Annotated in this window: 24 protein-coding genes; 16 read left to right on the forward strand and 8 right to left on the reverse strand. The window is 42.4% G+C overall.

Features of this window, described 5'->3' with window-relative positions:
• Positions 1 to 52: 52 nt before the first annotated feature.
• Together LVD17_RS12075 and LVD17_RS12080 are read left to right on the forward strand one after the other, a co-directional pair.
• The gene (locus LVD17_RS12075) at positions 53 to 2,260 is read left to right on the forward strand and encodes a DUF5916 domain-containing protein (RefSeq protein ID WP_233767072.1); all 2,208 of its coding nucleotides are present in this window, start codon (positions 53 to 55) and stop codon (positions 2,258 to 2,260) included.
• Positions 2,261 to 3,616, forward strand: a complete 1,356-nt coding sequence (locus LVD17_RS12080) for an MATE family efflux transporter (protein ID WP_233767073.1) — start codon at positions 2,261 to 2,263, stop codon at positions 3,614 to 3,616. It begins immediately after the preceding gene.
• Positions 3,617 to 3,618: 2 nt separating this feature from the next.
• Here LVD17_RS12080 and LVD17_RS12085 read toward each other — a convergent pair whose 3' ends face one another.
• Complete coding sequence (locus tag LVD17_RS12085; protein WP_233767075.1) at positions 3,619 to 4,224, reverse strand: class I SAM-dependent methyltransferase; 606 nt, start codon at positions 4,222 to 4,224, stop codon at positions 3,619 to 3,621.
• A gap of 3 nt (positions 4,225 to 4,227) precedes the next feature.
• Positions 4,228 to 4,653 (reverse strand): Fur family transcriptional regulator, encoded by a 426-nt coding sequence (locus LVD17_RS12090; RefSeq protein ID WP_233767077.1) that lies wholly within the window; start codon positions 4,651 to 4,653, stop codon positions 4,228 to 4,230.
• A gap of 681 nt (positions 4,654 to 5,334) precedes the next feature.
• On the opposite strand from LVD17_RS12090, the gene greB reads away from it, so the two are divergent.
• Both greB and LVD17_RS12100 read left to right on the forward strand, forming a co-directional pair.
• Complete coding sequence (gene greB / locus LVD17_RS12095) at positions 5,335 to 5,811, forward strand: transcription elongation factor GreB (RefSeq protein ID WP_233767079.1); 477 nt, start codon at positions 5,335 to 5,337, stop codon at positions 5,809 to 5,811.
• A 167-nt stretch (positions 5,812 to 5,978) separates the two neighbouring features.
• On the forward strand, positions 5,979 to 6,800 hold the full coding sequence (locus LVD17_RS12100) for a hypothetical protein (protein ID WP_233767081.1): 822 nt from the start codon (positions 5,979 to 5,981) through the stop codon (positions 6,798 to 6,800).
• 335 nt (positions 6,801 to 7,135) lie between these two features.
• Here LVD17_RS12100 and LVD17_RS12105 read toward each other — a convergent pair whose 3' ends face one another.
• Positions 7,136 to 7,666, reverse strand: coding sequence for an NAD(P)H-dependent oxidoreductase (locus LVD17_RS12105; RefSeq protein ID WP_233767082.1), 531 nt, complete (start codon positions 7,664 to 7,666; stop codon positions 7,136 to 7,138).
• Between the two features lie 102 nt (positions 7,667 to 7,768).
• On the opposite strand from LVD17_RS12105, the gene LVD17_RS12110 reads away from it, so the two are divergent.
• The 7 genes from LVD17_RS12110 (at position 7,769) to LVD17_RS12140 (ending at position 12,559) form a co-directional block, all read left to right on the forward strand.
• Entirely contained in the window at positions 7,769 to 8,152 is a 384-nt protein-coding gene (locus LVD17_RS12110) for a winged helix-turn-helix transcriptional regulator (protein ID WP_233767084.1), read from the forward strand.
• 285 nt (positions 8,153 to 8,437) lie between these two features.
• On the forward strand, positions 8,438 to 8,995 hold the full coding sequence (locus LVD17_RS12115; RefSeq protein ID WP_233767086.1) for an RNA polymerase sigma factor: 558 nt from the start codon (positions 8,438 to 8,440) through the stop codon (positions 8,993 to 8,995).
• The gene (locus tag LVD17_RS12120; protein ID WP_233767087.1) at positions 8,979 to 9,248 is read left to right on the forward strand and encodes an anti-sigma factor; all 270 of its coding nucleotides are present in this window, start codon (positions 8,979 to 8,981) and stop codon (positions 9,246 to 9,248) included. The genes LVD17_RS12115 and LVD17_RS12120 overlap by 17 nt, the downstream gene beginning before the upstream one ends.
• Before the next feature lie 5 nt (positions 9,249 to 9,253).
• Positions 9,254 to 9,910 carry a ClpP family protease gene (locus LVD17_RS12125; protein ID WP_233767088.1) on the forward strand — a complete coding sequence of 219 codons (657 nt, stop codon included), beginning with the start codon at positions 9,254 to 9,256 and terminating at the stop codon, positions 9,908 to 9,910.
• 164 nt (positions 9,911 to 10,074) lie between these two features.
• Positions 10,075 to 10,572 (forward strand): GNAT family N-acetyltransferase, encoded by a 498-nt coding sequence (locus LVD17_RS12130; protein ID WP_233767089.1) that lies wholly within the window; start codon positions 10,075 to 10,077, stop codon positions 10,570 to 10,572.
• 227 nt (positions 10,573 to 10,799) lie between these two features.
• Positions 10,800 to 11,471 carry a Crp/Fnr family transcriptional regulator gene (locus LVD17_RS12135; RefSeq protein ID WP_233767090.1) on the forward strand — a complete coding sequence of 224 codons (672 nt, stop codon included), beginning with the start codon at positions 10,800 to 10,802 and terminating at the stop codon, positions 11,469 to 11,471.
• 89 nt (positions 11,472 to 11,560) lie between these two features.
• Positions 11,561 to 12,559, forward strand: a complete 999-nt coding sequence (locus tag LVD17_RS12140) for an aldo/keto reductase (protein WP_233767091.1) — start codon at positions 11,561 to 11,563, stop codon at positions 12,557 to 12,559.
• Positions 12,560 to 12,737: 178 nt separating this feature from the next.
• On the opposite strand, the gene LVD17_RS12145 is transcribed toward LVD17_RS12140, so the two are convergent.
• Entirely contained in the window at positions 12,738 to 14,168 is a 1,431-nt protein-coding gene (locus LVD17_RS12145) for an aminotransferase-like domain-containing protein (RefSeq protein ID WP_233767093.1), read from the reverse strand.
• An 86-nt stretch (positions 14,169 to 14,254) separates the two neighbouring features.
• Here LVD17_RS12145 and LVD17_RS12150 point away from each other — a divergent pair, with 86 nt between their 5' ends.
• Together LVD17_RS12150 and LVD17_RS12155 are read left to right on the forward strand one after the other, a co-directional pair.
• Positions 14,255 to 15,013 carry an SDR family NAD(P)-dependent oxidoreductase gene (locus LVD17_RS12150; RefSeq protein WP_233767095.1) on the forward strand — a complete coding sequence of 253 codons (759 nt, stop codon included), beginning with the start codon at positions 14,255 to 14,257 and terminating at the stop codon, positions 15,011 to 15,013.
• Complete coding sequence (locus tag LVD17_RS12155; protein ID WP_233767097.1) at positions 15,010 to 15,507, forward strand: heme-binding beta-barrel domain-containing protein; 498 nt, start codon at positions 15,010 to 15,012, stop codon at positions 15,505 to 15,507. Before LVD17_RS12150 ends, LVD17_RS12155 begins: the two co-directional genes overlap by 4 nt.
• Before the next feature lie 113 nt (positions 15,508 to 15,620).
• Here LVD17_RS12155 and LVD17_RS12160 read toward each other — a convergent pair whose 3' ends face one another.
• The 3 genes from LVD17_RS12160 to LVD17_RS12170 all read right to left on the reverse strand — a co-directional run bounded on the left by LVD17_RS12160 (position 15,621) and on the right by LVD17_RS12170 (position 17,332).
• On the reverse strand, positions 15,621 to 16,070 hold the full coding sequence (locus LVD17_RS12160) for a tetratricopeptide repeat protein (protein WP_233767099.1): 450 nt from the start codon (positions 16,068 to 16,070) through the stop codon (positions 15,621 to 15,623).
• A gap of 1 nt (position 16,071) precedes the next feature.
• Complete coding sequence (locus LVD17_RS12165) at positions 16,072 to 16,668, reverse strand: superoxide dismutase (protein ID WP_305039607.1); 597 nt, start codon at positions 16,666 to 16,668, stop codon at positions 16,072 to 16,074.
• Positions 16,669 to 16,954: 286 nt separating this feature from the next.
• A complete protein-coding gene (locus LVD17_RS12170) occupies positions 16,955 to 17,332 on the reverse strand; it encodes a DoxX family protein (RefSeq protein ID WP_233767101.1) in 378 nt (125 codons plus the stop codon).
• A 188-nt stretch (positions 17,333 to 17,520) separates the two neighbouring features.
• Between LVD17_RS12170 and LVD17_RS12175 the strand changes: the two genes are divergently transcribed.
• The 3 genes from LVD17_RS12175 (at position 17,521) to LVD17_RS28690 (ending at position 19,388) form a co-directional block, all read left to right on the forward strand.
• Positions 17,521 to 17,958 carry a nuclear transport factor 2 family protein gene (locus tag LVD17_RS12175; protein ID WP_233767103.1) on the forward strand — a complete coding sequence of 146 codons (438 nt, stop codon included), beginning with the start codon at positions 17,521 to 17,523 and terminating at the stop codon, positions 17,956 to 17,958.
• A 29-nt stretch (positions 17,959 to 17,987) separates the two neighbouring features.
• A complete protein-coding gene (locus LVD17_RS12180; RefSeq protein WP_233767105.1) occupies positions 17,988 to 18,410 on the forward strand; it encodes a VOC family protein in 423 nt (140 codons plus the stop codon).
• Between the two features lie 660 nt (positions 18,411 to 19,070).
• A complete protein-coding gene (locus tag LVD17_RS28690; RefSeq protein ID WP_370688816.1) occupies positions 19,071 to 19,388 on the forward strand; it encodes an alcohol dehydrogenase catalytic domain-containing protein in 318 nt (105 codons plus the stop codon).
• A 2-nt stretch (positions 19,389 to 19,390) separates the two neighbouring features.
• Here the strand turns inward: LVD17_RS28690 and LVD17_RS12190 are convergent, their stop codons facing one another.
• Positions 19,391 to 21,199, reverse strand: a complete 1,809-nt coding sequence (locus LVD17_RS12190) for a DUF2341 domain-containing protein (RefSeq protein ID WP_233767109.1) — start codon at positions 21,197 to 21,199, stop codon at positions 19,391 to 19,393.
• Between the last annotated feature and the right edge of the window lie 12 nt (positions 21,200 to 21,211).

Genomic DNA, 21,211 nt, shown 5'->3' on the forward strand with positions numbered 1-21,211 from the left:
CCATATAAGTTGATCAGTAATCAGATTGGTCGATTATAACCCATTAATAACTATGAAACTACCCTTTTTGGTGATCATGATGATGGCATTGTCCTTTACAATGCATGCTCAGATGGACAATCAGAATTTTCCCCCTCCGCTGGCTCCTGTCGAAGTGGAGGCGGTGCCGGCTAATGCTGACATAAAAATTGATGGAAAATTGTCAGAAGCGGACTGGCAAAATGCTCCGACCGTCAATGATTTTTTTAAGATTGAGCCCAGGCAGGGAGGTGAGTTTAAGCACCGGACTAACGTACGCCTGCTCTATGATCAAAAGCATTTGTATCTGGGGGTATTCTGCGCAGATTCCCTCGGTAAGAAAGGTATCCGTGTACAGGACCTGAGAAGGGACTTTGACTGGCAGGAAAACGACAATTTCGGCATTCAGCTCGACCCTCAAAACCTGAAACAGTACTGCGTGTCATTTCAGACCACGCCATACGGGAACCAGCGCGACCTCCAGAATTTTAATGACAACAATACTGATAATGACTGGAATGCCCTCTGGTCTGTGAGGACGCACCAGACAGATTCGGGGTACTACGCCGAATTTGCCATTCCCTTTAAGTCCATACGCTACGAGCGGCCCGGCCAGACCGACTCTGTTACCTGGGGTCTCACCTTCACGAGGCTGGCCCGCAGGGATTATGAACATACGGTTTTTCCAGCTATACCACAGTCGTTTTCTCCCTATCGGATGACCTATGCAGCCAGTTTAAAAGGACTTAAGGTGCCTGAGCCAAGTGCTAACATTCGGGTGGAACCTTATTTTTTATATCAATATGACGAAAGAGAAGCTGCAGGACAAAACACTTCTGATAGTGATGTAAAACTGGGAGGCGATGTGAAATGGGCCATCAATCCGCGATCGGTACTGGACCTGACTTTTAACACCGATTTTGCCCAGGCCGATGTGGACAGGGCGGTAAACAACCTGGAGAGGTTTAATATATTTTTCCCTGAAAGAAGACAGTTTTTCCTGGAGAATTCCGGTATATGGGCAGGGGCGGGAGACCCGTCCATTAAACCATTTTTTAGCCGTACCATAGGCTTACAGGGTAATTTTAATGCCGAACCTGCCAGAATCGATGCAGGTGTAAGATACACTATGCGAGACGACCAACGGTCCATAGCCGGGTTATACATTCACCAGGCACAAACAGGCAACTCCCCGGCGGCCAGCTTTGGCGCTGCCAGGTACCTGCAGAATTACGGACAGGAAAACAATATTGGAATTATGGTCACTCATCGGCAGGACGAGCACTCCGATGAATTAGGTGTGAGCCAGAGCAACAACACCACCCTGACAGTTGACGGTCTGATAAGACCCAAAAATGAGCTGACCGTTACCTACATGCTCTCCGGCTCGAGGGACAACTCCAGTGATACCCTTGGCCTGGCCGGTAAATTGTTTGCCAGCTATTCTGCCAATAAATTCTACCTGGGCTGGCTTACCAACTTTGTGACCGAAGACTATAATCCCGACATGGGTTTCGTTTACCAAAACAATGTGATCAGGCATAACCCGGGGGGCTACTTTATATGGAGGCCGAAGAATGTTCCGTGGATACGCCGTTTTGATCCCGGAGCCTTTTTTAATTACTATCACGATGCCAGTGATCCCGGAAATTTTCAACAGGCAAACATCTACCTGTTCCCCATTTACATCATTTTTACTAATGGCAGTTTCTTTGAATATGCGATCTATCCCACCTGGCAGAATATAAATTTTGATTTTGCCCCGCTGGGGATATCCATAGCCCACGATGAGTATTACTATACCAACCACCAGGTAAAATACAACTCTGACCAGTCGAGAAAGCTGTCCGTATCCGGATCGTTTAGCTGGGGTGATTTTTATAACGGAAAGAAGATCACCACCAATGGTGGAGTTAGGTTTGCTCCCATACCTCATATGGCATTTACTGCTGACTACGAATACAATAAGTTGAACGATCTGGGTGAGCAAAAAGAGAACCTGGAGACTCATCTCACTACTCTTGGAGCACGGTTTGCCCTCAACCCAAGAGTACAACTTTCGGCATTTTACCAGTACAATTCGTTCGATGAGCAAGGCAGGTGGAACATCCGGGGGAGCTGGGAGTACAGGCCATTATCGTTCATATACCTGGTATTTAACGATACGCGTATTCAGGGGCTTGAACAACCCTTCGCAGAGCAACAGGTAATCGGTAAAGTCACTTTCTTAAAGCAGTTTTAAATGACCAACCGACCTGACCTGCTAAATGATAACCTATGGAAGATTGCACTGAGACTTTCACCTCCCGGTATTCTGGGGATGCTCATGATCTCGGTCAATTCATTAATAGACTCGGTTTATATGGGGAACCTGGTCGGGGCGGATGCTTTTGCAGGTGTTAGTCTTTTATTTCCGCTTACACTTATCATTTCAGCCGCTACCGGGTTTATTGCGACAGGCTCAGGCTCTGTATTGAGCCGCGCCATAGGAGCAGGCAACATCAAAGTGCAACGTAAAGTAATTCCCAACCTGTTGGCGCTTTCCCTCCTTTTTTCAGGGATATTAATGGCAGCCGGACTGTTGTTCACTGATGGATTAGTGGCGTTGATGGGAGGGGAAGGAGAAGTACTGGAGGCAGGCAAGGAATACTTTTGGGCCTATACATGCGGTATTTTCTTTAGTATCTACGGGCTGTCAGCCAATGGACTGATCCGTGCGGAAGGTAAGGTAAAGGAAGCCATGAACTACACCATGATAAGCGTAGTACTTAACCTGATGGCCACGCCACTGTTCATTACTGGTTTTTCTATGGGTGTGGCAGGGGCTGCCTGGGGCAGCGTGCTCAGTATGGCTGTTTATAGCCTGCTTACTTCATGGTACTTTGTCAGGGGGAGATCATCATTCAGTACCGGTCGTTTCAGAGTTCGTATTGAACGGGACATTATCAAAGATGTGATCAGTGTAGGCACTTCATCCCTGTCTATGCAATTGTCCAATGTGGTGAGACAGTTTTTCCTGTTCAGGCTTGTAGCTGCGTATGGCAGTAACCATGATATCGCATTTTTCAGTGCGGCATTCAGGCTGTTTTCTTTTGTTTCGGTGCCTGCTATGGGGCTATTGCAGCCTTTGCAGCCGGTAGTCGGTATTAACTATGGTGCAGATAAGTGGCAGCGTTGTATGGATGCTATAAAGACGTTTCGACTGGGTGCCATTGGCCTCATACTCTTGCTGCTTATGCCAATCATCATATTCCCCGAGTCGGTGGTTTCACTTATGATCCCCGGAGAGATGTTAAGTCAGGGCGAATTGAATAATCTTCGGCTTATATTTCTGGCTATGCCATGGCTTCCTGTAGCGTCTACCGGAATTATATTTTTTCAGGCTACCGGTAAGGGCAAGTTGGCTACCACCATACCCGTAGCTCGCCAGCTTATTTTATTTGTACCATTGGTTCTGCTGTTGTCTGTTATGGTTGGGCTTGATGGTATTTATTATGCACTGGCCATTGAAAACATGGCCTATGCCATAGTTGTGCAGTTGCTTTTACGAAGGGAGTTGAAAAAGCTAAGCCCTCAGGCCGGATTAAGCGCAGGGTAAGCTTATATTTTTCTGGCTACTACATGAAAAACATGCCAGTATTTGGGTTGTCCTGAAATTAACTTACCCTCTTTTTCCACTTCTTCAAGGTGCTCTGTTTCAAATCCTGTAAAAAGCTTTTCCACCTCTTTCCGGGTGTGAAAAGTCATTTCAGGATTAGTACTCCAGGAATCCCGCACACCAAAAAACTGGCCGCTGAACCTGCCTCCTGGTGAAATAGCATTGCAGATAACATTCCACAAATGGTAGAATCGGGCAGGCGGACAAAACGGGAGGCTAAAAGTGGCATTAACCAGTTTATATACAGGAAGGGCATCTAGTTTGGCAAAGTCGATACACCGGGTTTCCAGGCGCTCCCTTAATTCCGGTTCGGCAAGCCTTTCCACAGCTTCCAAAGCGAGGCGCTCACGGTCTATGGCCGTAACATGCCAGTGGTCTTGTAGCATGGCCAGGGTATCTATGCCATTGCCACACCCGAGGTCCAGCGATAGTTTATCGCCATGGTCTGCATGTTCATGTTGAAAGGCGGCCAGTGCGCGAGACAGCATAGCGGCTGGAGGTGTCTTTTCGTTGAGGTGCTTGTAATGCCCACTCCAGTTTTCGGCCATAGATCAGGATTTACATTGTTTGCAAGTGCCCTTAAGGGTGTAATTGACCCTGTCGATAGCATAGTTATTAGAGACTTTTATCTCCGGGACTTTTACATCCTCGAGACAGTAGGTGTGATGGCATTCGTCGCAGGTGAAGTGAGCATGCATATCTGTGTGAACCTCATCAGGACAACCACTGCTACACATAGCATACTTAATGCCCTGTACGTCTTCCGACGCCTTGTGCAGGATCCCGTGTTCTTCAAATGATGCCAAGGCCCTGTACACCGTTACCCGGTCATGTCCAGACTTCATGAGGGTGTCAAGGTCACTTGCCGACAATGCAAAATCATATTTGAAAAACAACTGCAACATCTCTAATCTGATAGGTGTTTTCTTTAACCCGTGCGATTTCAGGAGGTCTTCTATGATGCGTTTATTATCCATTATATTCTCCAGATGTTTTATACCAGAACACAATGTCTGTAGATTCAGTTTGCATAAACACGGCTAATATAGGACTTATTTGGGCATAAGCGTGCTTTGAGCGTAGAAATGTATGAGCAGATTGTCTGCTTAAGCCTGTTCAGGTGAAGATGCAGCGAATAATGGTCCGTATGACACTGACCAGGATGAAGAAATCTACTTACTCACACGGCTCTAAACCGCCAGACCTATACCCGCATTATTAATTTCACAAAAACACGCCTGATAAGTATGTCAATATTATAAATTAAATAATGATAATACACAAATACTAAAAAATAGATAAATATTTGCTCATAACTTTATGAAAATTTGAATTAAATGATCGTTTGGCTACCTTTGAACTATCGATAACGATCGAATATAATGTAGGGTGATGAAACTGGCAGACATGCCCTCCGGTCTCGGGGGTGGAGGTCACGGGATAAATTCTGTAAAGTATCCAATAACACTTTGAGTACTAACCGCTCCGTGGAGGTTCGAATCCTCCCTCTACAGCAACGTAAAAGCAGCCTTTGAGCTGCTTTTTCTTTTTATATCTATAGGCCGGTGATAAGAATGGCCCTCACAACTCTTTATAAATCTTGGATAATTGGATGATTTTCATTTCTCTTGCATCGCAATGTAAAAGCTTAGCGGACTATGAAGAGATCAATGCTGATAACCCCTGAAGGATTAGAAAAGCTAAAGGAGGAGTTAGATCATCTTTGGCGAGTAGAGCGACCGGAAACTACAAAAAAAGTTTCATGGGCAGCCAGCCTTGGTGATCGGTCTGAAAATGCGGATTACCATTATAATAAAAAAAGACTACGCGAAATCGACAGGCGCGTTCTGTATCTGCGCAAATGCATCGATAATTTTAAAGTGGTACACTATCATCCTCACCAGGAAGGCAAAGTGATGTTTGGGGCCTGGGTAGAAATTGAAAATGATAAGGGCATGAAAAAGCGTTTGCGCATTGTGGGCTACGAAGAACTTATAGGCGCTAAAGATTGCATTTCAATGGACTCTCCCATGGCGCAGGCACTGCTAAATAAAGAGGTAGGAGATGAGGCTATAGTGCAAACACCGGCAGCTAAGTTTGTATGGCGTATTAATAAAATTGAATATCAGAAATAAATTATTATAACCTGAAGCCTTTAGATTCTTTACCACCTCTAAGGGTTCTTCCCCTTAGGATTCAAGGCCTTAAAATCAGGGCTTATAGCTGCTAATTTTCTCTTTCATTAACGTAAAGAAAAAATTACCTTACAGGCTGTGAATAAATTTAGTGACTAAATACTAACATGAATAGAATATTAATAGCCCTGTTTGTTGCCACCGCAATGCTCTCATGCCAAACAGAAAAGCCTACTGAAATCATTGTTATTGGTACCCTACATCAACCAGAGCCTAATTTTAATCCGGATATCCTTTTCGGCATACTGGAAGATGTGAAGCCCGACCTTATACTGAGAGAATTGGACTCTTCAGCTTTCACTCCTGATTTTAAATATATAAATGTTGACCTCAACAGTAACGAAACGCAAGCCTCTGCCATGTATGTCGAAAAATATCCTGACACTCAATTGCGCCCATATGAATTTGAAGGCCGCAATGAATATAGGATCAATATAGGATCGCGACCTACAGATGGCCTCACCACTAAATTACTGGATAGCCTCAATAAGGTAAATTTACTTTCTACTGATGAAGCAGCAATAGTGAATAAATATCAGGCACTTATAGAGCCTTTGATCGTGTTAGCTTCCAAGTCACCAGAAAACTTTAATAACCCTGCCACGGATAGCATTTGTGCAAAGCGTCAATACTATCAATACCAGATGTTGCGACAGGTCACTGATAAAAGAGATGAATTTGCCACCACCTTTCACACTAAACCTGACGGCCAGGATATAAGCTATCGTGATGGCTATCGGCTGGCTGGTGACTTTTGGGACTTAAGAAACCAGACCATGGCTAAAAATATAATGGCCGTTTCTAAGCAAAATCAAGGCAAACGAATTGTGGTTCTTTGCGGGTTTATGCATAGGTATTATATATTGAGTGAATTAAAACGGCTAGGCAAAGACAAGAATATCGTACTGAAGGAATTTTATGAAATATAATGTTCGTTCAGGTTTTGTGATTATGAAATCAAAACTGACAAATGTTTTACTCTGATATTACTCGTATTGGACATTAAAGAAAGGCCTGTATCACCGTGATTTATCTTACCATCAGTACCTTAGATCTCCCTTATCTCCAACCCTGATTAAATGCGCAGTCCATGGTTCAGGCACTTCCCGATCCCGGAGATCCTGAATATTTTCTTTGAAGTCCGGTAGTAATTTTCAAGCGCACAAAAAAGAAAATTCAGGATGACGGGGAATTGTAGGGTACATGAGGAATCTCTTTACTATTTCTCTCCACTCATTGGGTTTGGAGCAAGGCTATATGCTCACTACAGGGATTCTAAAAAATCAATATACAGCGGAACGCTTTTTTCAACCCATTCGCTTGATGCATTTAATTCAATGCCATAATAAGCAAATAACGGTTGATAATCAGCTTTTATGTATTCAAAAGTAAGTTCAAATGGTGTGGTCAACTGCTCCATTGTATATTTGTATTTGCCGGTGGTGCTATACTCGTGCTCATCTATGCCAACGGATAGTGCCAGGGCAATTTTCTTTCCGGCAACCTTATACCCGCTTTTGCTGCCATAAGCCCAGCCATAGGCCAGCACCTCATCCAGCCATTTTTTGAAAAACGGAGGGCAATTGAACCAATAAAAGGGAAACTGAAATACAATTTTACTGTATTGCTCTATCAGCCTCTGCTCTGCCTGCACATCAATCTTTTCCTCAGGGTAAACCTCATGCAGTTGATGAATATCATATTTTCCCGGGTATTTGTTCAACTCATCAATCCACCTTTTATTGATAACTGAATCTTGAATATTCGGATGAATTACAATTACTAATGTTTTCATAATGTGCTTATAACTAAAATTATTGAATCCAAAAGTAATGGGTAATACGTTAAACCTCTAAGCTGACAACCTATTGTATGGTACTATAAAAAATGTAAGTTAATGACGAAAATAAAGGAAACATCTACAAATTTTGCGAACAAACAGGCCTTGGAGAACGACTGCTTAGAAGTCTATGCTTCAAACATTATAGGAGGACAATGGACACTGGCTATCTGCTGCTATTTAATCAATGGGAAGCTCCGGTATGGAGAATTAAAGAAATGTCTGCCAAATATTACAGAAAGAATGTTGGCCTTACAATTACGAAAATTAGAAAAAGACCGGATCGTAAAACGGACTGTACATGCAGAAGTGCCCCCTCGGGTCGAATATGAATTAACCTCAGTTGGATATGAGCTAAAACCAATAATTCGTGAACTCGAAAAATGGGGGAGGAAGCATAAGAAATCATTAGAGCTGGTTGGAAAAAACATTGAGCCCTGAGTAGCATGGGTTTTTGTGCTTGCTTTTTTTCGGAATTATGTGGGAATGGAAAGCTGTTCTTCTAATTTTATTCAGCTTTGTTTTAGGTCCGTTAATGTTTTAGGATCATCCAATTTTTATCCCTGTCATCCTGATGAATGTAAACCGATGACACATGGATTAGTTGCGTTGTTCGTGACAGCGATTGGATTTGTTATCTGGTACTATCGTCGATGTCTATTTTGAGCCTGCTTCCGGGTGATATTTCGGAAGCAAAATGCACTTATAATAAAAAGCAACATTCTCATGGAAGTACTTGAAAAAGCAGATGATGTAATTGAGACAATAGCCGGCAATGACGAAATGGCTGAAATATATGAGCGGGTTTTTCCTGTTGTGGCAAAATTTATCAGCTCAGCCGGGGGTTCATTTGAAGATGCCAAAGACATTTTTCATGATGCCCTGGTGATTTACATGGAAAAAATTACTCATGACCCTGTAGGTGTCATCAAATCTGACCAGGCCTATATTGTAGGCATTGCAAAACACTTGTGGATAAGAAAATACCGGAAAGACGTGCACAATACGTCATTAAGCAATATGGAGAACGAGTTTAAGATCCCTGATGATTACTTCCTAACTGCAAGCAGCAGCCGGTTGCTTAACTTTTTAAAGATAGCGGGGAAGCGGTGCCTGGATTTATTGCGTGCTTTTTACTTTCAGGAAATGTCCATAAAAGAGATTGCCGGGCAATTAGGCTATTCACACGAACATTCGGTCAGTGTGCAAAAATATAAATGCCTCGAAAAAGTGAGGAATACTGTAAAAACCAAATCAATGACCTACGATGACTTCGCGGAATAATACAAGGTGGATAGAAGAATACCTTAACGGGAGGCTTTCACCTGCCGACAGTCTCTTATTTGAGGCCAGGATTGCTGTAGACGCTGCGCTAAAAAGGGACCTTTATTTTCAGAAAAAAACATACCGGCTGATTAAGATGTATCACCGGGAGAAATTGAAAGAAGAATTAGAAGCCCTACACAAGAAAATTTTCAGCCAGCCGGATAAGCTGAACTTCCGGAGAAAAATTTATCAACTGTTTAAACCAAGATAATACTCATGATAGAAGCTAACGTAATACCTATGGTAATAGACAACTCCGGCAGAGGAGACCGTGCCTATGACATTTACAGCCTTTTGCTGAAAGAACGCATCATTTTTTTGGGAGGCCCTATAAACCAGTCTGTTGCGAGTATTGTAGTTGCGCAGTTGCTGTACCTGAACAGTGTAGACCCGAAACAGCCCATCAACCTGTACATCCAAAGCCCGGGAGGGGAGGTATATGCCGGCCTGGCCATTTATGACACGATGAAAATGCTGACGGCTTCAGTATCGACCTATTCTGTAGGCTTTACGGGGAGTATGGGTACATTTTTGTTAAGTGCCGGAGAGAAGGGCAAACGTTTTGCTCTCCCCCATGCCACGATCCATATGCACCCCACGGGAGGTGGAGCCAAAGGCTATACGGAGGATGTCCGGATCGCCACCCAGGAGCAAGAGCGTCTCCAAACGCAAATATTTCATCTAATGGGCAAACACACCGGCCATACGTGGCAGGAGATCGAAGATTTTTTCATTCGTGACAAATACTTAAATGCCCAGGAGGCCAAAAACTTCGGTATAGTAGATGAAATACTGGGTGATGCCAGCGATATAGTCATTTTAAACAAGTCCAGGCCAGGGGTAAATTTAATGCTTAAGGCGGCGCAGAAGTGATAAAACTAAGGATGGCAGCGTTTTCTGTTGATGCTGAAGTATATGAGATATATCAAACAAGCCTTGAGTTTAAGGTGGATAATTTATCGGTCACTTCGTGTGAGGATATTCATTAGTTGGAATAAATTAGGGTCTTTAAAAAATAGTTTTAAATCCATCATCTCATGACTATTGACTTTATTCCCATAAAGACTGACGACAAGCACACTGTGCTGAACTTATTTAAGGAGGCCGCTGAAAAGATTGCCAGTATGAATATTGACCATTGGCAATACTGGAAAAATCCACCTGCAGAAAAGGTGGAATGGGTAGAAGAAGGGATCAGGAATAACGAATTCTTTTTCGTTAAATCCGGAGGCGAATTAATCGGCATGGTCAGAATTTTAGAGGAGGATTGGTTGTACTGGGGCGAGCAAAAAGATAAAGCTTTATATGTTCATTCCCTGGTTGTAAAAGAGGAGTATGGAGGAAAAGGAGTGGGAAGGGATGTGCTCGAAAAAGTTGAAAATAGAGCAAAAGCAGAAGGTTGTAAATATTTGAGGCTTGATGCGGACTCCAAAAACCACAAGCTGTGCGGCTATTACGAAAAACAAGGATTTAAGAAGGTGGGGATTAAAGAGGTGACACTATCAGTAAGCAATCTGTACGAAAAAGAATTGTAGTAGAGCCAACGGACTTTCAGGCGGAGCCCTTGCAAAAAGGCTCCGCAGCTGTTTGTTTAAAAAGGCTTATTTGACATCATTTCTTTACCACAAACCTTGTTTCAAAAGAGCGTTGATGTAAAATATATATGCCTTCAGGCAGGTCTTTAAAGGTTAACTTATCATTGGGAAAGAGGCAAGAAACATTATTTGAAATATGTTAAACATGGTAGCGGTCCTGTTGAGCAATGATTGTTGTCTTCGAAGTAGCATGGATATCCAATGCCGGGCGGGAAAAATCTAACATTTACTCCTACATGACCGTTTCCACAGAGAAACAGGCAATCTCACCGATGAAAGAAACTCTAAGAAAACACCTGGAAGAAATTATCGAACTTACGGATGAAGAATTTGCCCTCGTGCTGTCGCATTTTAAGCTGAGGACTTTTAAGAAGCACCAAATTGTGATAGATCAGGGTGATGCGGTAAAGTATAATTTTTTTATTGTAAAGGGTTTAATGAAATCAGCCAGGGTTACTCCTGATGGCAAAGAGCACATAGTACAGTTTGCTATGGAAAACTGGTGGATTACCGATCTGGAAGCCTTTCATTATGGAACTCACTCCAAGTTTACGGTTGATTGTCTGGAAGACACTACTACTTATGGTTTAACGCTGGAAAGCAAGCTTCTGCTTTGTAAGCAACTCCCGCAAATTGAGCACTTTTTCCATGTTAAAACTACTGCGGGGTATATTGCGCTGCAAAAGAGGGTTCTCTGCTTTATCAGCAGTAAAGCACAGGACCGGTATCATAACCTGCTGGAACAATATCCGGGGCTCATGCAACGTGTGCCTAAAACAATGATAGCATCCTTTTTAGGGGTGAGCAGGGAAACCCTGAGCCGGATGGCCGTGGCCTAGTGTGACAAATCGCACAGCAAATCCGTGATAAACCTCCTGTTATTCTGAGTTTACATAGCAGAGCTTTGCTATATAAAATTTAGACGGTTATGAAATATAGAAACTTAGGAAACTCAGGATTAAAAGTGCCTGTGCTCAGCTATGGTACAGCCACATTTGCCGGTACCAACGAATTTTTCGGAAAATGGGGTAAGACCGATGTAGAGGAAGCCTCAAGGCTAATAGACATCAGTTTAGATCGAGGTGTTAACTTTTTTGACACGGCCAATGTTTATTCGCAGGGAGACTCTGAAATTGTATTGGGTAAGACTTTGAAGGGAAGGAGGCAGCAGACGATCATATCGACCAAGGCCACTTTTCAGATGGGCAACGGTGCCAACGACAAAGGCTCCAGCCGTTTCCATTTGGTAAAAGCTTTGGAAGATAGCCTTAAACGATTGCAAACAGACTATATCGACCTGTACTTTATGCATGGCTTCGACAGTGAAACTCCTGTGGAAGAAACCTTACGAACTTTGGATAATATGATAGCCAGCGGAAAGGTGCGCTATATCGGTTGCTCGAACTTTGCTGCCTGGCAATTAATGAAATCACTATCCATTTCTGAAAAGTTAAACCTTGAAAAATACATCGTATACCAGGGCTATTACTCACTGATCGGCCGGGACTATGAACAGGAACTGATGCCACTTTTGAGAGATCAAAACATTGGGCTTATGGTATGGAGCCCACTTGGTTGGGGGCGACTGACCGGTAAAATCAGACGAAACCAATCTATGCAGGATGGCAGGATCAAATCAGGCGGTGATACGGGTGCGCCCCCTGTGGATGATGAATTCGTTTTCGATGTTGTGGACGTTCTGGAGCGAATTGCTAATGAACATGGCAAAAGCATTCCGCAAGTTGCCATCAACTGGCTGCTCCAAAACCCAACGGTTTCCAATGTGGTAATAGGAGCCCGAAATGAAAAGCAATTGATAGATAACCTTGAGGCAGCAGACTGGACACTTCCAGAAGCTGATTTTGAAGAGCTGGATCTGATCACCAAGCAAGCCCCCATTTACCCGCACTGGGTTGGAGAAAGGTAGAATATGTTATGGTCCTTGCGGGTTCCTGGCGTTCTTTGCGGTTAAACTTGTACGCAAAGAACGCTTATTTCATGGGTGGGTGGATTTGGGTTTATTTGTAACTTAAGGTTTAAACCAAACGATATCTCCATTATCCTGTTTTTATAAGTGGAATAGGCACCAAAATAAGTTTATAGTCTCAACTTTCGTCAATCATTTTATAAGCCAGCTCACCAAGCCTTTTCACGGACTGCTCGATTAACTCGTCAAATGGCTCTGAATAGCTCAGGCGAATATAGTTAGTGTGAGTACCATGTTGAGCAAAGATCTGTCCGGGTACAACTACAATATCGGATTTCAAAGATTCCTTAAAAAACTCATAGCCATCTACGGAAGCCGGAAACCTTAACCATAGGACAAAACCTCCATCCGGCACATTGAACTTCACCGTAGGTGGAAAATACCTTATAATGGCGTCCCCATATTTTAGAAGGTTCATGTGTAGTTGTTTTCGAAGAGCTTTTAAGTGCAAATCGAACCGGCCGGTGCGCATAAAATCAGCCAAAGCAGCTTGAGACAGACTGCTTGTACCCAATGATAGCAACCTTTTGGCACGGGCAAGTTTGTCGGCATAGGCTTCGGTTAAGCAATAACCTACCCTGAAACCCGGAGCCAGGGATTTCGAAAAAGACGAGCAGTAGCAGACACAACCAAAACGATCATAGGATTTTAATGTAGAAGGACGCCTGGTGCCAAAATAAACGTCACCATACACGTCGTCTTCGATGATATTTACCCCTTTAGCTCCGGCAATTTCCACCAGTCTTTTTTTATGATGATCAGCCATAGAAATCCCTGTTGGATTGTGAAAGTTAGGGCATACCAGGCATAGCGTGATATTAAATTCCGAGATGGTTTTTTCAAAAGCCTCAGCATCAAAATCTGGTGTATTGAATGGAAAGGTGTAGATATTCACCGGCTTACCGGTCAAAAATTCCCGTATATTGAAATAATTAAGAGGATCTATCAAAATATTATCCCCGTTGTTGGTGAGTATATCCAGGCAAAGGTTGATAGCCTCCAGGCAGCCGGAGGTGACTACAACATCCTCTGGCTTGAACCGGCCTCCCCACTTTGATGCCTGAATAACGATATGGTTTTTAAGTGGTCCCATCCCTGATGCATCCTCATACTTCAGCAGGTTATCACCATATTGGATCAGGATTTCACGTGCAGACTTCCTGAGCTTGCCAATCGGCAGCATTTTGTTCGAAGGTGTAGCGTTTGCCAGCACAACCTTATCGGGCAGTAACTTGGCCCGTTCTACTGAATTGATGATCTCTCCTGTGTCCCGGGAAGTCGGATAAAATGACTCCTGAGGTTCATCGGACTTTTTCTGTGTATCCCTCTTTTCCAATAAAGGATGTAAGCTAACATAATATCCTGACCTGTTCCTGGCTTCAATAAGGCCTTTTGCCTCAAGGGCATAGTATGCTTTGAAAACAGATGAAGGGCTTACATTTCTTTCTTTGCACAACTCTCTGACTGATGGCAACCTTTGACCTATCTTCAGCACGCCTAAGCGAATCTGTTCCTCAATGGTACGGGCTATATCTTCATATTTAAACACGATACAAGATTATCTGATATGCTTCAAATATATAAAACTGTATCTGTTTTATTTTTGGGTGAGGCTCTAATTTTGCTTAAAAAACAATGAAAAAAACTGCATTTATCACCGGCGCAACATCAGGAATCGGAGAGGCATGTGCCATACTTCTTGCATCTCACAGTTACAATCTCGTACTCTGCGGAAGGAATCAGCCTATGTTAGACCTGTTAAAGGATGAGCTTTCGCAGCATGTTAATGTGCATACTTTATGTTTTGACATTGGGCACACTGACCAATTGATGGAAATTATAAAGAATTTGCCAGAGGCATTTCAGTGCATAGATGTACTGATCAACAATGCCGGAGGTGCCCATGGGTTGGATGAACTGGATCATTCAGCCATCGCTGACATTGATCAAATGATAGATGTCAACGTTAAAGGCCTGCTTTATATTACCAGGATGGTCATACCTTATCTAATGAAAAGCAAAGGTGGTCATGTGGTTAATATCAGTTCAGTAGCGGGTAAGCAGCCCTACGGAAAAGGGGTGGCTTATTGTGCGTCAAAGGCGGCAGTGGAGGCAATAAGTGAAAGCTTACGACATGAGTTGGTACCAAGAGGTATAAAGGTAACTAATATTGCCCCAGGTGCTGTTAACACCAATTTTTCAACTACTCGATTTAAAGGAGATGTTGATCGGGCGGCCAGGGTCTACCAGGGATTTTCTCCTTTAGTGGCCGAAGATATTGCAGAAACTGTGCTTTTTTGCCTCAACAGGCCTTCCCGGGTTCAGGTCTCTGATATGACTATACTGGCTTCGGCACAGAGTACTGCTACCTCTATACACAGAGCCGACCTATGATGCACAATCACATAAATCATATTATAAGTTTGCTGGAGGGAAACTGGAAGGGCGAGGGACGAGGCATGTTTCCCACCATCCCTGACTTTATATATAAAGAGGAATTTATCTTCAGGGGCGACCCTGCAAGGATGCTTACCCACTTTGAACAAAAAACATGGGTAAGAAGTCAGGGAGAGCATAGTTTCAGGGCCAGCCATTGGGAGTCAGGCTTTCTGTACTTTGATGCCGACCTCAATGGTTTTCTTAACAGTGCCCAAAACAGTGGCAGGTGTGAACTGCTGAAGCTCGAAAGCGTACAGGAAATCACTGAAGGCCATGAATTGCTTTTTGAATCGTTGCAGATTATCAACGACATCAGAATGATGCAATCTGCCAGAGTATGGCGACTTAATGATGCTGACAAAACTTTTGACTACGACATGAAAATGTCTACCGGGAAAGTTCAACAGATCACTCTGCACCTGCAGGCCAGCCTAAAGAAGGAGGTATAGGTCCGGACTAATAATGCGAAACTTCTGTTAAAGCCCGGGCTTTTGACGTCCCGGGCTTTGGTTTGCTCCAGGTGACTGACTAATGGCTAAAACATTTTGCCCCCGGAGCTTATTCAACTGATTTTACAAAACTTTTCTTTTAACTCATCCAAAAGTTGCCCATGCTCTACCTTACCAAAGTGGTTCTCATCCGCAAACCGAACGTAGCAGAGAGATGCCCTTTTTAGTTCTGATTGTATCTCCTCTATATTGAGAGTATCGTTACCAGCCATATGCAGAAGATAGTAAATCACCCTCTTCAACATCTTCTCAGCTTCTTCCAGTTGCCCCATTTCTTCGTAGGTATTTGCCAGGTTATTACAGGATATGACATAAACCTGAATAAACGGTATACCCACACGAAGACAGTTGGAGAAATTATGGTTCAGGACTTCCGCCCGGTACAACGCTTCCTGATAACCTTCCAGTGCTTCTTCAAAGCTCCCTTTGTTGAATAACTCAGTAGACGATTTGGTTTTATTTTTCCAAAAGTCTTCGATATGTTTTACGCAGGTATCGCTCATTTTATTTCAGGTTCTCGTTGGCAAAATCCCAGTTGATGATATCCCAAAAGCCTTCCACGAATTTTGGCCGGGCATTGCGGTAATCAATGTAGTAGGCGTGTTCCCACACATCAAGCGTGAGGATTGGAGCTTTCCCGTCGGTCAGAGGCGTAGAGGCTTCTTTCATAGGAATTATTTCCAGGGAGCCCTGCTCGTTTTGAGCAAGCCAGGCCCAACCACAACCGAATAGCCTGATTGCTGTCTCCGAGAACTGACTTTTAAATTTTTCGAAGGAACTGAAGTCGCGCTCTATCAATTCTCTTATTTTTCCGTTTGGATGGCCACCGCCATCGGGAGACAGGGAATGCCAGAAAAAGGTATGGTTCCAATGCTGAGCAGCGTTATTAAATAAACCGGAATCCCCATTATGATAAGCCTCAACAATTATTTGTTCCACCTTATTGTCAGCCATTGACGTATCCTTAACTAAATTTTGGAGATTGTTTACATAGGCGGAGTGATGCTTTCCATAATGATAATCGAATGTTTCCTCAGTGATTATAGGATTGAGTGCGTTTCTTTCATATGGAAGCTGTGGAAGTCTTAATTCAATTTTCATTGTTTCCTGTTTTTTACGTTTACATGTTTTTCTCTAACCGGCCTCAGATGGCTCCGGCCCTGACTTTATTTTGACAAACATATAAAAATTATTTAGATATATAAAATAATATTTTTAGACTAATCTAAAATATAATATCAAAAGTTGCGGTGCTGCCAATTAAAGTCAGCAAAGTATGCTTTCGGTTATTACGGAGAAGGGACTTGTGCTTTGTGGGGGAGAAGTGGCAAAATACCACCCGGAATTCCGGGTGGCTTGGTATTAATTGTCAGTAATTTGAGGTAGTCTACTTTATCATATGCATGTACCTGTTCTTTTCTTCAATAATCACCCAAATGTTGATAAGAAAGAGGATGAGGCCAATCACAACACCTGCGGGATCATGGGTGAGGTGGTGAACAACGATACCGACCATGATGGGGAAAATAACAATCGCACCCAAGGCTCTTGTTTTCGGTATGGCTATTAAAACTCCTCCGACTATTTCGCCCAGGGCGATTAATGGCATTAACCATTTTATAGTCATAAATGCACCAAATATCTTCATGGTTTCCTCCGGCATATCTTCCGGCATAGGCATGTAATTAAAGAATTTGTTCAGGCCCGAGTTGACCATCATCAATCCAAACAGGATGGTGAGGACTAGTAAAATTTTGTTCTTCATTTTTCTATTGTTGGTTTAAAATATTTCTGTAATGATGGATTTGAACGTATTTTCTATTGAAAAGTTAGTGATGTTTATATTCAATGAGAAAGCTAAACAGGAAAAAGTAGGGCATAGATGTGGTTTTTGGGCAGGGCCTTAGCAGGCATTTGTCGTAATTGACCCTCATTATGTCGTGCTTGCCATCGATGAAAGTGGATAAAATGGCTGACCTTAGCCAGGAAATCAAAGAATGGCAATTAATGGTAACACCTGAGAACAATATGTCAAAAACAGAAATAATAGCTGCATTCTCCAACGGCCTTTTTGAAAAGACCTTTGAATACCTGTCGGAGAATGCTACATGGGAAGTTGTGGGTGAAAACTATTTCAACGGCAAAGAGGCAATTATCAGAAATTGCAGAGAAGTTGAAAATTATTTTCGGACAGTCACTACCCGGTTTGAGACCTTCAATATTATTGAGGATGGCCATAAAGTAGCCGTGAATGGTTCAGGAGAATTTATCAGGGATGGCTTAACGGTATCATATGTCCAGGCTTGTGATGTATACCTGTTTGACGATCAGGGCTTGATACGATCCATTACGTCATATTGCATTCAAACCAGTAAGCCTGGCACGAAATGATTACCTTATAACTCAAAAAAAAGAAGAAAATGAATCCAAAAAAGATCTGGGCAAATTTGGCCGTAAGTAACGTTGAAAGGACCTGGGAATTTTATCTGAAATTAGGATTTAAGCCCAACTGTCCTCCTTCTACCAAAGAGCTGGCAAGTTTTGTGATAGGAGATGATGATTTTGTAATCCATTTTTTTGAAAGCGAACACCTTAAATCCAATCTGGAAGGGGAATTGGCAGACCTAAGCAAAGGAAATGAGATCATCTTTACACTTTCTGCTCAAAGCAAGGATGAAGTGGACAAGTGGGTAGAGGAAGTGAAAAAAGCAGGAGGAACCGTACTATACGACCCCAAAAAGGACAAGAAGGAATACTACGATGAAAATGGCTATTATGTTTTTGTCTTTGCCGACCCGGATGGGCATAAATTCAATGTATTTTTTAATGCAGGTAAGGGGTAGGTGTTTATTATGGATACTGTTAAACGTGTTAATCTAAACTGTTTTTGAATCTGGGGGTGACAATAATCGGCAAGCTTAGCGGCCGGCGATTACATATTTTAAACACCAGATAAAATTAGTTTTAATGCTACCTTCTGGTTTGGCCAAAAGTATTGTTTATCGCAATCCTTACTATATCATGTTTGACATTTATGAAGAGGATAAAATGAAAATGGCAGACCTTAGTGATTAGAGCGAAGAATAGTAACCCGGTAAAAAGAATTTGGCATTTTACCTTTGTACGCTAAATACTTTATAGCGAGAAATAAATCATTAAGTCCCCTTTCTGAATACATAAAGAACCCTCATTCGGCTGGATAAATAATACCTTAGTTTGTATTTGAAACGTGCTGGTCATATGCCAAAGCAAGCTTGTCTTTAGTCAAAAAATACGAAATAACAGGTGTTGTTCAAGTAAAGCATTAGAAATAAGGCGAGCACTCAGAGAAAGTGTACAAACTTAGTAACAGGAAAAATGAGAGCTGTAGAAATAACACAAACCGGAAAGATGAAGATTGTGGAAAGAGAAATTCCGCAAATCGGTGTGGACGAGATTCTTTTAATATTAAATATGTGGGGTTTTGTGGCTCTGACCTTAGTACTTATCCCGGTAAAAACCCTGTGGAGTATCCGCGAATTCCAGGACACGAAATATCAGCTATTATCGAAAAAACAGGTCCAGGCGTACCACAATCTTTCAAAACAGGGCAACGGGCTACTGTCGAGCCATACACCAATTGCGGACAGTGCACATCATGTAAACAAAAAAGGTTCAATGCATATAGGTACAACCAGACCCTTAGTGTTCAGCGAGACGGAGGAATGGCCGGATATATCTCTATTCCCTGGCAAAAAGTACTGGTTGAAGAAGATTTAAACTATGTGCAATTGGCCTTGGTGGAACCAATCACTGTTGGTTTCCATGCGATACTCTATTAAGGTTACCTGATTAATAGCCCCTGTACCTTCACCCCCTGAGGAGTAACTACACGTACTACATACATACCTTTTGACAATGAAGATGCATCATAAGTAATTCTATTGCTCAAAGTATTTATAATAGGTATGTCAACAGGTTCACCAATAGCAGATAATATTGACACAGTTAAATATAATTCTGTTATGCCCAGGTCAATAATAAGTTCTTTTTGTGCTTGAATATAATAGATGGATATATTTGATAATGACAAGTTCACTCGTTGTAAAATGGAATAAGTGAAAGAACCGTCATAATCGGTTTGCTTAATTCTATAATATGACTCACCGGGGTTAGGACGGGTGTCATACACGGTATATTCTTTTAATTTATGACTGGTGCCTGCACCCTTTTCTAATGCTAACTCCTGCCAAACTATACCATCAACCGATCGTTCTACTGTAAAATAGTCATTATTGATCTCGGTTGCGGTTATCCAATGTAGTTTAATACTTGACCCTTCCGGTCTTGCCGAAAAATCGAAAAATTCTACGGGAAGTGTTGCACACAAACTCTCGGCGACAGATTCCGGTTCTATTGAATAGAAGGAAGAAGGGGTATTTTGGTTATTGTAAGAAGTGGCAACCCATCCGGCTGTACGTTGCGTCGTTGATATACGGAACTCATCAAATTTAGCATCAATATAGTGATCGGCTGCATACTGGGATCGTCCGAAATAGTTAGCTGTAGAAGCTTCCAGGTCTTGAGGGCTTAAGGAGACACCCGTCGCATTTCCCAGCAATGACCCGTTTCGATAAATAGACATGGTAGAGGCACTGTTATTCAGAACAACGGCCCAGTGGATCCAGCTTCCTGTATTTGTTGTGTTGGTAACGACAGCACCCTGTTCTCCGCTATTTCCGGTAAGAGTAATTCTGGCATTTGTATTAGCTGGGCTTCCCGTGCTATTCGATAGGGTAAGAAAAAAATTGACATTGGTATTTTGCCCAAAGTCGAAAACACGTTCCCAGTTCGTATTACTTCTATCTAAGTAAACCCACCCTTCAAATGTGAAATTTGTAACTCCCGAGAAAGAGCCATTAGACATGAGAAGGTATTTGCCTGCAGTGCTGGAACTAAGAATATTTGTATTATTATCTAAATCTCTTGCGTTTCCTATTTTACCTGCATTAAGATTTGTCGTGGAGTTATCCGTCAGGTTACTCCCATTTGATGTATAATCAGTAACATCATTGTTAAAGTGCCAGACTCCTTTATAGGAACTGTCCCAAACGCTGTTAAGTGACGGGTCACCGGAAATACTATTGTTACCATAGTACATATGGATTTCGGTGTTTGAAGATGCACTCAATGTTGGGATTCTCACCCAGGCAATATACTCTCCGGTTGTGGAAACGTAACGTTCAATCTGGTGATCGAGCAAGGTACCGCAATCACTTGTAGTAAAGATGATGTCATACCCATTTACATTGGTTACATGCCCACCGCTTGAAGTCTCCCTGAGGTCGTTATCAGTGACAGATATCAATACAGGGAAATCTACAAGATCAGCTCCCCCTGAAACCTGCGAACTCTGAATCGTTATTTTCTTCGCATAACTGTAGCCAACGGGTTGTGCTTGAAGAAAATTAATAAAGGTCAGGAATACTATAACAGGAAAAAGATACTTCATACGATCAACAGCAATCGCAATGGAGGAGGTAAAATACAGGAAATTACCTGTTTTGGGTAGGTTGCTATGCTGGTCGGATGCATTGATTCGGCTGTGATTACCATTAAGCTTTACTATTAATCTGCCTGAGTTATATTTCATTACGCAAATGTT

The sequence above is a fragment of the Fulvivirga ulvae genome, assembly GCF_021389975.1.
GTDB classification, from domain to species: Bacteria; Bacteroidota; Bacteroidia; order Cytophagales; family Cyclobacteriaceae; genus Fulvivirga; species Fulvivirga ulvae.

Coding starts and splice junctions, on each gene's coding strand:
- LVD17_RS12075 (WP_233767072.1), top strand. CDS start 53: ATGAAACTACCCTTTTTGGTGATCATGATGATGGCATTGTCCTTTACA.
- LVD17_RS12080 (WP_233767073.1), top strand. CDS start 2,261: ATGACCAACCGACCTGACCTGCTAAATGATAACCTATGGAAGATTGCA.
- LVD17_RS12085 (WP_233767075.1), bottom strand. CDS start 4,224: ATGGCCGAAAACTGGAGTGGGCATTACAAGCACCTCAACGAAAAGACA.
- LVD17_RS12090 (WP_233767077.1), bottom strand. CDS start 4,653: ATGGATAATAAACGCATCATAGAAGACCTCCTGAAATCGCACGGGTTA.
- greB (WP_233767079.1), top strand. CDS start 5,335: ATGAAGAGATCAATGCTGATAACCCCTGAAGGATTAGAAAAGCTAAAG.
- LVD17_RS12100 (WP_233767081.1), top strand. CDS start 5,979: ATGAATAGAATATTAATAGCCCTGTTTGTTGCCACCGCAATGCTCTCA.
- LVD17_RS12105 (WP_233767082.1), bottom strand. CDS start 7,666: ATGAAAACATTAGTAATTGTAATTCATCCGAATATTCAAGATTCAGTT.
- LVD17_RS12110 (WP_233767084.1), top strand. CDS start 7,769: ATGACGAAAATAAAGGAAACATCTACAAATTTTGCGAACAAACAGGCC.
- LVD17_RS12115 (WP_233767086.1), top strand. CDS start 8,438: ATGGAAGTACTTGAAAAAGCAGATGATGTAATTGAGACAATAGCCGGC.
- LVD17_RS12120 (WP_233767087.1), top strand. CDS start 8,979: ATGACTTCGCGGAATAATACAAGGTGGATAGAAGAATACCTTAACGGG.
- LVD17_RS12125 (WP_233767088.1), top strand. CDS start 9,254: ATGATAGAAGCTAACGTAATACCTATGGTAATAGACAACTCCGGCAGA.
- LVD17_RS12130 (WP_233767089.1), top strand. CDS start 10,075: ATGACTATTGACTTTATTCCCATAAAGACTGACGACAAGCACACTGTG.
- LVD17_RS12135 (WP_233767090.1), top strand. CDS start 10,800: ATGATTGTTGTCTTCGAAGTAGCATGGATATCCAATGCCGGGCGGGAA.
- LVD17_RS12140 (WP_233767091.1), top strand. CDS start 11,561: ATGAAATATAGAAACTTAGGAAACTCAGGATTAAAAGTGCCTGTGCTC.
- LVD17_RS12150 (WP_233767095.1), top strand. CDS start 14,255: ATGAAAAAAACTGCATTTATCACCGGCGCAACATCAGGAATCGGAGAG.
- LVD17_RS12155 (WP_233767097.1), top strand. CDS start 15,010: ATGATGCACAATCACATAAATCATATTATAAGTTTGCTGGAGGGAAAC.
- LVD17_RS12160 (WP_233767099.1), bottom strand. CDS start 16,070: ATGAGCGATACCTGCGTAAAACATATCGAAGACTTTTGGAAAAATAAA.
- LVD17_RS12165 (WP_305039607.1), bottom strand. CDS start 16,668: ATGAAAATTGAATTAAGACTTCCACAGCTTCCATATGAAAGAAACGCA.
- LVD17_RS12170 (WP_233767101.1), bottom strand. CDS start 17,332: ATGAAGAACAAAATTTTACTAGTCCTCACCATCCTGTTTGGATTGATG.
- LVD17_RS12175 (WP_233767103.1), top strand. CDS start 17,521: ATGAAAGTGGATAAAATGGCTGACCTTAGCCAGGAAATCAAAGAATGG.
- LVD17_RS12180 (WP_233767105.1), top strand. CDS start 17,988: ATGAATCCAAAAAAGATCTGGGCAAATTTGGCCGTAAGTAACGTTGAA.
- LVD17_RS12190 (WP_233767109.1), bottom strand. CDS start 21,199: ATGAAATATAACTCAGGCAGATTAATAGTAAAGCTTAATGGTAATCAC.